The sequence below is a fragment of the Vibrio sp. VP6 genome, assembly GCF_028823755.1.
In the GTDB taxonomy this organism is placed as follows: domain Bacteria; phylum Pseudomonadota; class Gammaproteobacteria; order Enterobacterales; family Vibrionaceae; genus Vibrio; species Vibrio parahaemolyticus.
On the sequence record NZ_JAPEID010000093.1, the window covers coordinates 1 to 3,810 of the forward strand.

3 protein-coding genes are annotated in these 3,810 nt (G+C 38.0%); 1 reads left to right on the forward strand and 2 read right to left on the reverse strand.

From position 1 onward, the window contains the following. Positions 1–874: 874 nt before the first annotated feature. Positions 875–1,309, forward strand: coding sequence for an IS630 family transposase (locus tag OU793_RS23750; protein WP_023624645.1), 435 nt, complete (start codon positions 875–877; stop codon positions 1,307–1,309). A 460-nt stretch (positions 1,310–1,769) separates the two neighbouring features. Here the strand turns inward: OU793_RS23750 and OU793_RS23755 are convergent, their stop codons facing one another. Together OU793_RS23755 and OU793_RS23760 are read right to left on the reverse strand one after the other, a co-directional pair. After that, complete coding sequence (locus OU793_RS23755) at positions 1,770–2,402, reverse strand: Ig-like domain-containing protein (RefSeq protein ID WP_023624646.1); 633 nt, start codon at positions 2,400–2,402, stop codon at positions 1,770–1,772. Continuing rightward, positions 2,368–3,372, reverse strand: coding sequence for an Ig-like domain-containing protein (locus tag OU793_RS23760; RefSeq protein ID WP_158501040.1), 1,005 nt, complete (start codon positions 3,370–3,372; stop codon positions 2,368–2,370). Before OU793_RS23760 ends, OU793_RS23755 begins: the two co-directional genes overlap by 35 nt. Positions 3,373–3,810: the final 438 nt, after the last annotated feature.

Sequence of the window (3,810 nt, forward strand, 5' to 3'; positions counted from 1 at the left end):
TGATTTAGTTCCATCGAATTACGCAACAAAGCCCATTTACAAAGCCAGTTGCGAATATCATCGCAAAGGTTAGCGTTTTCAACTTCATGATTTACTCCATGGATTCAGGATATTATCCAACAAATGAACATCGTTCAAAACTAACATCAAACAAATATTGCGAAATAAATAAAATGGATTTGTTAGAGGAGTGTTAGTTTAGTGAATTAAGAGTTTAAAAGGAAAAATCCTACATTTTAAATTTAGTATATGCATATTTTGTTTTGATAATCATTTAATATTTCAATGAGAATGTTCGGCGTTCTATATCTGCTATGCATTTCTGTGAGTTAAAGATAATAGTGAACTGTACGAATAATATTATTGTTTGAAAGGTGTGAAGATACTATATTTATATCTATATCCATGCTATTTGTTACGTTGTCTTTCATTACCATAACGGTAGAGATCCAAAATGTTCGTTTTTTTACTTCAAATGATAAGCCTCGAACGTTACGATTATAACCCGCATGTCTCACTATAATAGTTTCTAAGTGATGGTACAGTTCTAACACGTTACCAACATAATAGTTGTGGTTTTTGTGTACGCTCCCAGCTTTCAATTTTGTTGATATTGAATTTTTAATCCATGGCGCCATTATTACGAGTTGATGCAACTGGTAGAAACACAGAAATATCGACATCAAGAGTGACGACTGTTGATGTGTAAAAAACTAGAAGCGCTGAGGGCTTATGTAGCAAAGCATTTGGGTGTTGAATCTGCTCGTTACAATGATGGTGAGGATGATTACGTGTCATCGATCACTTTGAGCTCAGAGCGCCAGGATGCAAACCACTCATACTCAAAAAGTTTAAATATAAATCAAAACATCATATGAATGACCTAACATATATCGACTTTATAACCCTTGCCTACCAACAAAAATCTGTTCAAATGAAGATGCGTTTACTCGCCTTAGCTCTTTTTCAGGAAGGATATACTCGAACTCAAATAGCAAAACGTCTTAACGTTAGTCGCACTAGCGTTAATAAGTGGGTTAAAAATTATCTCACGGAAGGGTTAGATGGACTGCAAGAAAAACCTCGTAGTGGCCGTCCTGCATTGTTAAGTTCGAGCCAGGAAAAATTATTGTCTCAATATATTGAACAGAACACATCAAAGCCTGCAGAGAAACGATTAACCAGGTCAGATATCCATCTATATATTAAGCAAGAATTTAACGTAGATTGTCATCCAGATTATGTCTATACCATATTGAAAAAACTTGGCTTTTCATGGGTAACTTCTCGCTCCAATCGTAAAAAATAATCCACTTTCCGAAGAAGATATTAAATTTCCGAAGTCGATACTTATCATAGACAATGCAAAAACATGAGTAACCGAATAGACTTAGTTCACGGAAAGCGATTAATCATAATAATATAAGAGAAACAACAACTAGTGTAAATATTAAGATATTTTAAATAATCCAAATGGTTTCGATAAGTGTTGTTGCCGAGGCCCTACAGACGATTGTATGCTTAATATAAAATCTAATGTGCACTTTGAAATAACGGAGGCAATGCCTCCGTTATTTATATAACTTCATAACCTCAAAGCATTAAGGTTCTGAAGTACATGATGTGTAATAAGCGTCAAAATTGTTACCACTAGTAAGTTCTAAAAGTAAACTGACTAAATAATGATTTGGCTCGCTGGCCTCAGGTAAACGCCAATTTGTTCTTCCAGCAAGTCGTTGTGCATTGTAAGTATCACATAAAGTATTCGCTTACTCCCAAGTATATACGTAAAAGTCACCTACAGGGGTTGTTTCAGCAAATACGCCACTACTATCAGAACCGCCAATACTATCTAGATAGGCCACACTAGGGGAGTTAACATATAATTTACCAGTGCCATCACCATTAGTTACATCTAAGACATCAATAGCAGGTCCAGCTAAGGTGTTGATAGCGGATATATTAACTGTATTACTTGTAATGCCTTGTGACATCGCAACCGCTGTTGTAGCACCATACGCAGCAGTTCCTCCTGAAACTAAACTACCTCCAGCACCTTCAGAGATAACAGCGATATTAGGATCCGTTACATTCCATGTAACAACTTCTGAGATATCACCTTCTGTTGAATAACTAAAATATCCTGTCACCGTTAATTGTTGGCTTTCTCCGATGCCTATAGATACATCACTTGGTGAGACGGTTATACTAACTAAAGTTTTAACATCAATGGTTGAAGGTTCACTTGTTATAGTACCCCCAATACTATTAGTTGTTGATGCTTGCGTTGTAGTACTACCAAGAGAAGAACCGATAACTAGCCCCCCACTACCAACTGCAGCTATAGCTGTATCTTGACCAGACCAATCAACGACGTCCGTAAGATCTGTTGCCCCCCCCATCAGAATAATGCCCTATCGCAGTCAAATATCCAATCCCTTCAACCCCTATTCCTACAATGATAGGGTTAGGGGTAACCGTTATTGAATCTAATACCGGCTCAGTAACGATGATTATTGTTTCTCCTGTAAAACCATCGTATGTAGCTTGAACTAACGTGACTCCTTGTTCGAGAGTTTGCACTAAACCAAGCTCATTGACTGTAGCAATAGACGCATTATCTGTACGCCAACTGGTTAATGCCGATGCTGTAATATCCTGCTCCGACTCATCTGTCATGATTGCTTTAGCAACAAATTGTTGCGTAGCTCCTTTCGGAACAGAAGGCCCCAACGGAGTCACCTCAACACTTACAATTGTTGCAGGAGTGACGTTCAATTGTGTCGTATTGCTAACAGTTACTCCATTAAGTGAAAAACTTGAAGAGATATTTGCTGTACCAACATCGACCCCATAGCTAACACCATTACCCAATGTTTGCGATGAGGTAATAGTAGCAACATTTGTGTCACTAGAGCTCCAGTCTGCCTCCTCTGTCACCGTTAAGTTAATTCCAGAAGATAAAGCAACTTCTGCTTCAAACTGTTGCTCAGTACCTTTAGCAATACTTGGATCAACTGGAGTTATAGTCAAGTTAACGGGTACGGCATCTGTCACTTCCAATTGAGCGGAGCCTTCAAATCGGGTGCCATCGACGAAACCAACAGCATAAACTGTTACTGTGCCTTTCGATACACCATGTGCTAGACCATTACCACTTACAAGTCCTGAAGTAATTGTTGCTACACTCGTATCACTAGATGTCCAGTTGATGGCCGAATTGTTTGTAACTGGAATATTGGAGCCATCTGTCATAATGGCGGTAGCAGTAAATTGTTTGTCTAAGCCTATAGGAGTAGTGTCAATAGGGGGGATAATTTGTAAAGAAACAACCTCTGCATTAGTAACATTTAATACCCCAGAATCTTGCACTGTTAAGTCCTCTGGAGTAATAAAAAGGCATGCCATATGCAAACGAATTGTCGCTACGCATTATTTAGTGTAGATAAAAAAATGATTCGGGTTTGAGTATTCATTGATTTACCACAATAAAAATGGGGCAAAGTGTGCCCCTTTTAAATCGGTGGTTTTGTTAGAGGAATCTCTGCAAACACACCAGTCTCAATTACAAGACAGCTTTATTAAGGATTTTGTTTTTACGCCTTTCTGACACGACATGTTACTTTACTCTCAAAATGAGGGAGCTGGAGCAGATAGGACTGTTTATCATATCTAGTTAACTCACATATTTTATGTTCTTATTGAAACACTTTGGCCGCCCAAGCATTTGGGCGGCCTTTTTTATGTCTAGATGATAAATGAGAAGAAACCTATGATTACTGATCCCAAACTTGAAAGCAGAATCCCAAG

What these genes read in the sequence shown, in the direction of transcription:
- OU793_RS23750 (WP_023624645.1), top strand. Translation starts at nt 875, where the DNA reads ATGAATGACCTAACATATATCGACTTTATAACCCTTGCCTACCAACAA.
- OU793_RS23755 (WP_023624646.1), bottom strand. Translation starts at nt 2,402, where the DNA reads ATGGGGGGGGCAACAGATCTTACGGACGTCGTTGATTGGTCTGGTCAA.